9 protein-coding genes are annotated in these 6,170 nt (G+C 50.7%); 3 read left to right on the forward strand and 6 right to left on the reverse strand.

What is annotated here, in order from left to right:
• Positions 1-213 precede the first annotated feature (213 nt).
• From H6B51_RS15855 to H6B51_RS15880, 6 genes are all read right to left on the reverse strand, one after another.
• Complete coding sequence (locus H6B51_RS15855; RefSeq protein ID WP_204884585.1) at positions 214-1,395, reverse strand: tyrosine-type recombinase/integrase; 1,182 nt, start codon at positions 1,393-1,395, stop codon at positions 214-216.
• A gap of 110 nt (positions 1,396-1,505) precedes the next feature.
• The gene (locus H6B51_RS15860; RefSeq protein ID WP_071429654.1) at positions 1,506-1,712 is read right to left on the reverse strand and encodes an excisionase; all 207 of its coding nucleotides are present in this window, start codon (positions 1,710-1,712) and stop codon (positions 1,506-1,508) included.
• A 31-nt stretch (positions 1,713-1,743) separates the two neighbouring features.
• Positions 1,744-2,607: an ATP-binding protein gene (locus H6B51_RS15865; RefSeq protein WP_204884586.1), complete on the reverse strand. Its 864-nt coding sequence runs from the start codon at positions 2,605-2,607 to the stop codon at positions 1,744-1,746.
• Complete coding sequence (locus tag H6B51_RS15870; RefSeq protein ID WP_204884587.1) at positions 2,598-3,272, reverse strand: replication initiator protein A; 675 nt, start codon at positions 3,270-3,272, stop codon at positions 2,598-2,600. Before H6B51_RS15870 ends, H6B51_RS15865 begins: the two co-directional genes overlap by 10 nt.
• A 69-nt stretch (positions 3,273-3,341) precedes the next feature.
• Complete coding sequence (locus tag H6B51_RS15875; protein ID WP_204884591.1) at positions 3,342-3,509, reverse strand: hypothetical protein; 168 nt, start codon at positions 3,507-3,509, stop codon at positions 3,342-3,344.
• A gap of 24 nt (positions 3,510-3,533) precedes the next feature.
• On the reverse strand, positions 3,534-3,863 hold the full coding sequence (locus tag H6B51_RS15880) for a plasmid mobilization protein (RefSeq protein WP_148318942.1): 330 nt from the start codon (positions 3,861-3,863) through the stop codon (positions 3,534-3,536).
• On the opposite strand from H6B51_RS15880, the gene H6B51_RS15885 reads away from it, so the two are divergent.
• From H6B51_RS15885 to H6B51_RS15895, 3 genes are all read left to right on the forward strand, one after another.
• Positions 3,850-4,362 carry a hypothetical protein gene (locus H6B51_RS15885; RefSeq protein ID WP_204884588.1) on the forward strand — a complete coding sequence of 171 codons (513 nt, stop codon included), beginning with the start codon at positions 3,850-3,852 and terminating at the stop codon, positions 4,360-4,362. The genes H6B51_RS15880 and H6B51_RS15885 overlap by 14 nt on opposite strands.
• A 137-nt stretch (positions 4,363-4,499) precedes the next feature.
• The gene (locus H6B51_RS15890) at positions 4,500-5,084 is read left to right on the forward strand and encodes a type IV toxin-antitoxin system AbiEi family antitoxin domain-containing protein (RefSeq protein ID WP_243421363.1); all 585 of its coding nucleotides are present in this window, start codon (positions 4,500-4,502) and stop codon (positions 5,082-5,084) included.
• A complete protein-coding gene (locus H6B51_RS15895) occupies positions 5,081-5,905 on the forward strand; it encodes a nucleotidyl transferase AbiEii/AbiGii toxin family protein (protein ID WP_335342193.1) in 825 nt (274 codons plus the stop codon). The genes H6B51_RS15890 and H6B51_RS15895 overlap by 4 nt, the downstream gene beginning before the upstream one ends.
• Positions 5,906-6,170: the final 265 nt, after the last annotated feature.

The raw sequence follows: 6,170 nt of genomic DNA on the forward strand, positions 1-6,170 counted from the left end.
ATCCACCGCTTAGACTTTAAGCATATCTGCATTCTTCGCCCGCTCTTAGGGGGCTTGGTTTTGTGCGTCCTTTTTCGGAATGGTACTTAGATTACAATGTTTCAACCTTACATCTCCTTAAAAAATGCCGTATTTACAAGGTTTTCGCGCTTTGGCGTTTTGGTGGCTACGCCATTTTTACGCCATTTGCGCATCGACTTGTATTAAGTTATATCAACATACGCTGCTAAGTTGAAATTGCTTGACCGCCTGATCCAGCGTTTCATCGGTTACGTGGACATACCGATCCATTGTGGTTTTAATGCTGGCGTGTCCCAGCAGCTTTTGCAGCACTTTCGGCTGCATTCCGCTTTCAATTGCACGGGTTGCGTAGGTACGGCGCAGCGCGTGCATACAAAAACGGTTGATCCCCGCTTCATCGCAAAGCTTATAGAGGTGGGTATCATAGGAACTGTTTTTCGCCGGTTCCCCTGTGCGCCAGTTGATAAAGACCAGATCACGCATCACAAGCCGGGAAGTAACGCCGGTGCGCCTGTCCATATATTCCAGCGTTTGCGACAGCAGCAGGGATTCTTTTCTGCCGCTCCGGCTATCCCATACCTCTTTCAGAATGTCATACGCTTTATCCGTCAAAGGAATGGTGCGATAGCTCTGCTGAGTTTTGGGAGGACCAGCACGCCAAACTTTCTGTGCGTGACGAAACTCCAAGGTCTTGTTCACCGTAAGCGTCCGGCGCTCAAAGTCGATTGCGTCCCATGTTAGGCCAATCATTTCCCCGGTGCGCAATCCCGTTTCAAGGATGAGCGCATACTGGTTGTAATTGTGGGAGCGCCGTGATGTTTCGAGAAAGAGGCGCTGTTCCTCCCGCGTCAGATAGTGAATATCATCCACAGCGCGAACGGGCTTTGAAAACCGAACGCCATCCATGGGGTGCTTTGCAATCAGGTCGTTCATCTTAGCCGCCTTAAACATTGTCCCCATCGTAATGTATGCCTGACGAATAGTGGAACCTGCGTAATCCGCATCCATCTGGATAAACACCTTTTTGCAGTGCATCGGTTTTACATTGGCAATCAGCATCTTGCCGATCACCGGCTGAATATTGCGGACATAACGTTCCCGGTAATTTCTGAGCGTGTTGGGTGCCAAATCAGCGACAATATTTTCGATCCAGAATTCAAACCATTCATCCACTGTCGTATCGGTAGCGACAAACACATCGTCATGCTTATCGGCGTACTTTGCGTCCTCAATCCAGTTTCGCGCCTCGGGCAGCGTCTGGAAATACTTCTCATGCCGCTTCCCGGCCTTATCAACAAATCGTGTGCTATACAATCCGTCCTTTCTTTGGTAGATACCCTTACTGCAGTCTTTTCCCTTGAGATTCTTTCCCATGGACGAGCTCCTTTCCCGCAGAGAAGAAAAGAGCACACTACTACACTATATAGTATAGCGCATGGTGCTCTTTTCCTCAAGGCTTCTCTGCGAATTTTTCAAATACAAGGTCAGATTACAAGCGCCTGACTGATGTACTGTTCAAACTCTTTGCGCTTCACCAATTTCTTGCTGCCCACAAAAAGTACGAATGAGCAGTTTGGAGAGCGCAGCATACTGTCGATTTTATTGATTCCGATATTGCTGTACTCAGCGGCTTCCTTTGCCGTGAGTGTCATTTTCAGGTGGATCGGCACCTTGCCGATGGAATTATCCATGTGATTGCCCCTTTCGTAGAATAATAGTTCGTTAATTTGTCTGATTTAGAATTTTCGCCGCCCGCTTCACATTTTCCACAGCGTTGCCCTTTCGGAAATTCTCACCGTTAAACTGGATGGGAACGCAGGCCTCCAAAACCCTGTCATAGATGCGGCGCTCATCCAGATCGGCAGCTTTCTGCATCACAGAGAGTGGGATGTTGGTGGTGACGATCATCGGTTTGCCAGTCAACAAACGCTTATTGACCACATCAAACACGCGCTCCTTGCCGAAGCTGGTGTTACGCTCCGCGCCCAGGTCATCCAAAATCAGCAGCTCCGGGCGCATCAGCGTTTTCAGGTAGGCATCCCGATCCGCGCCGAAGTTGCCCTGCATCCGGTTCACCACATCGGACAGCCCGACAAACAGGACGGAAAACATTTTCTCAATCAGGGCGTTTGCAATGCAACCCGCTGCATAGGATTTTCCGGTGCCCACATTGCCGAACAGAAGCAGCCCGGTTCCATCTTGGCGGAAAGCATCCCAGTTTTCGGAATAAGCTCTTGCCTTGGCAAGCTGTGGAGTCATCACTTCCGCGTTTTCAAACCGCCATCCGGCGGCGGGAATGTCCCGGAACGCTTCGGAGCGGAGCATGGCAATCCGGTTCAGCCGTTCCAGCTCCCGCTGTTCTGCTTCGCGCCGCGCCTGTTCCTCAACCGCGCATTTACAGGCAACCGGATGCTTGTCCAACCCGTTTTTGCGGTACTGTTCGGGGAAATAGGCTTCTTTGGGCGTGTGGCACTTGCCGCAGTATTTCAGCCCGTCATCCGGGTTGATGTAATCATCCGGGGCGGTGTTTAGGGTCTCTGCTGCCTCAACGATTGCAGCCATAATCGGGTTCACATTCACAGACATTCTCCTTCCTCATAGGTCTCTGTATAGTCGTAATTTTTACCGGGCTTCGGTTTGCTGTCCTCGTCCAGCCACTTGCGGATTGTAGCGTAATGGTTGGCATAGTGCTTTCCGCTGGATGCCATATAGGCCGACAGTCGGTTGATGTAGTCCTCATACTGGTCTGGATATGTCGATTGCAGTTCAGCCAGTTCACTGTCCAAAAGAAAAACATTCTGATACTGCCCAAAACAGCGGCGGGCGTTCTCCCTCCTGTTATTCTGACTGGAATCTGTTTTCTTCTTCTCTTTCTTACTTATGGGCAAATTTTGCCCCATACAAGGGGAAGATTCCAGCCCATCCATTGGGCAGAACTTGCCCTCTGGACGGGAAGAAAGCTGCACCTCATCGGGCAGTTGCAGGAAAATACGGTTTGCCCGGTTCCAGCCCTGCCGGACGCGGATAATTAGTCCCGCATTCTCCAACTCGGCCAATGCAGCCTTGACCGTTCGCTCGCTCCGGTTCAGGTCATTCGCTATCTGCCGGATTGTATAGATCACATAGACATCCCCATCCTCCGACACCCAGCCGGATTTCTGGGAGAGCTGTGTGCGCCCCAGCAGCAGGGCATAGAGCAGTTTGGCATTGATCGAGTATTCTCCCCGAAGGATAAACCGGGGCAACGGCACGAAAGGCGGCAGCGGGGTATCGGTTTTGTAGTAGATGGTACATCACTTCCTTTCTCCGGCGCAGGGCAATTAAGGCGGGCGGTTGGATCGTTTGGAGTGGTAATGCGGACAGACGATCACCGCAGCACGGAAACTTTGTTTGCAGTCGTGGACACACCTGCGGCACAAGGCGTTATAGGCGATGCGTCCACGGTCATTCAGGAAGAACGCCCATTCTTCTTTTCGTTTTTTACTCATACGCGGCATAGCGGCCTCCTGTGGTTATAATTCCTTTCGCTGGGTCTCTTTGAGCAGCGACCAAATCTCGGCTTGTCGTTCTTTCAGTTCCGCAACATCCTCAGCATAGAAATGCCCGGTGCTGTTGATGCGGCGGCAAATCTGGTTGATATTGCTGGCAGCCCGGCTGACGGCTGCGGCCAGTTTCTTCTGCTGGGTGTAATCCACCTTGATGATGTAACCGTCAATCGCCATCTTGCGGAGATATGCACCCATGTTCCTGGTGCCGAGCTGCGCCATCTTGTTTTGGATGAGCCGCCGCTCCTGCTCGGTGACGCAGAACTCGATGCGGATCGGTCTTGTGCGTTCAGCCATTGGATATTCGCCTCCTCAAACTACAACGGACAATTTTTTGCGGATTGGGGGGGACACTCGAAAAAATATCCCCTTTCATATTTCAACGGACAGTTTCGGGCAAAAACTTGGTACCTGCTCAGAAAAAATTTCTCTCTCACTTTACAACGGACATTTTATTCGCAGATTAGCGGGTAAGGCGGGAATAAAATTTCCAAGCCGGAAAGTGCCTCCCAATTTACAACGGACAATATTTTATGGATTGGGGGAGGTATCTCCAAAAAAATCTTTTCACTTTACAACGGACATTTTCTCCGAGAAAAACAGGGGTCTGCCTGAAAAAAGTGAAAATAAAATGCTCCCGGCTTTGGAAAAAGCGGAAGCATCATGTTCTGCGGATATGAGATTTGAGAGAACAGCAAGCACAGCCGCTGTCCGTACACAGCGGCGAAATGAGCGTTCCGGCCTGTCGGCCAGTCTGCTCATTGGTTCTTGTTGGGAGCACCCAAACCCCTACTAATTCGCAAGAAAAATTGACTTGCATCATAATATCAACTCTGATTTTATCTCTATGTTGTCAATACAGATGTTGACTATCATCGTGATTTTGAATATACTATTATCAGATTGTTGCTGCGAGGTGAGCGGATGGACTATATGACAGAACTTGCTGCGATTGCAAATAAAAACGGCGGCATTATCGAAACGAAAACAGCGGCGCAGCGCGGCATTTCCAAAGCAATGCTCTATAAGCTGTGCAAGGCGGAAAAGATTCACCGTATTGTCAAGGGGCAGTATGTGCTCCCGGAAGATATGCAGGACGAGTTGCTGTCCATTAGCCGCCGGTCTGGAAAGATTATTTTTTCCCATGAAACGGCGCTGTTCCTTCACGGGATTTCCGACCGGACACCCTTTGAGCACACCGTAACCGCGCCCTCCGGCTGCATCCCGTCTGCGGCCATCAAAGCGGAGTGCAAGGTGTACTACATCAAACCGGAGCTGTTTGAGCTGGGCAAAACAATGCTGCAAACCCCCGCCGGGAATCCTGTTCCCTGCTACGATTTGGAGCGCACCATCTGTGATGTGATCCGCAGCCGCAACAAGATCGGGACAGAGACATTTTTATCGGCGCTGAAACAATACGCTGTCAGCCCAAAGAAGGATTTGAACCGGCTGGATGAGTACGCCCGTCAGATGCGGGTATCGGGCGTACTGCGCCAATATTTGGAGGTGCTACTGTGAGCAATGCCATGAGCCTGAAAGCGAAAATCCGCAACATCGCCAAGCGGAAAAATATCCCGGCACAGGTCATTTTGCAGAACTATATGTTCGAGCGGCTTCTCGTCCGCCTTGCGGCCTCCACATATAAAGACAAGTTTGTGCTGAAAGGCGGAATGCTGGTAGCGGCCATCGTAGGGCTGGACAACCGGGCGACGATGGATTTGGACACTACGCTGAAAAACCTGCCTCTGACCCCGGAGGCCATCCGCAGCGCATTGGAGCAGGTGGCCGCCGTGCCCTTTGATGACGGCGTGACCTTTGAGGTTGGTAAAATCTCGCCCATCCGGGAGGATGATATTTACGGCGGCTATCGGGTAATGCTGAACGCCCATTTTGACACGCTGATTACTCCGCTGAGCATCGATGTGTCCACTGGGGACGCTATCACGCCTCATGCGGTGCAGTACCAATTTTCGGAAATTTTCGATGACGAAAAATCCTACGAGCTGTGGGCATACAACATCGAAACCGTCATGGCGGAGAAGGTAGAAACTATCCTGCGGCGGGGTGTGTTCAATACCCGCCCCAGAGATTTTTACGATGCGTACATACTGGCAACCACGCAGAAATTTGATAAGGCTGTGTTTACCGAAGCGTTGAACGCCACCGCAACCCATCGCGGCACCGCCCAGCAGATTGTGGATGTGCCTGCCATTTTGCACAACATTGAAACCAGCCGAGAACTCAAATCCATGTGGGAGAAGTACCGCAAGCAATTTGCCTACGCCGCCCACATTGAGTATAGCCAGATCATAGATGTGCTGAAAACGCTGGCTGGCTGACAGTGAACTGCACTCGAAATTAAGATGCCCGCAACACGGTTCGGGTTCGATTAGACAAAATACGGCCCTCCCGATACGGGAAAGGTCTTCTTGTGTCAAGTAGGAACTAAAAAATTTTTGAGATTTTACAAGCCGTTCATAGGTGGACAACCACCAGTGAACGGCTTGCTGCATCTCTATTGAGCCTTGACAGTTGTATTTTCCTTGGCCTCACCAGAGCTAATCTGTTCTACCGTAGCCACTCGCACATAAACCGCAACAGTCA

Origin of the sequence: Pseudoflavonifractor phocaeensis, assembly GCF_016901955.1 — a bacterium.
In the GTDB taxonomy this organism is placed as follows: Bacteria; Bacillota; Clostridia; order Oscillospirales; family Oscillospiraceae; genus Flavonifractor; species Flavonifractor phocaeensis_A.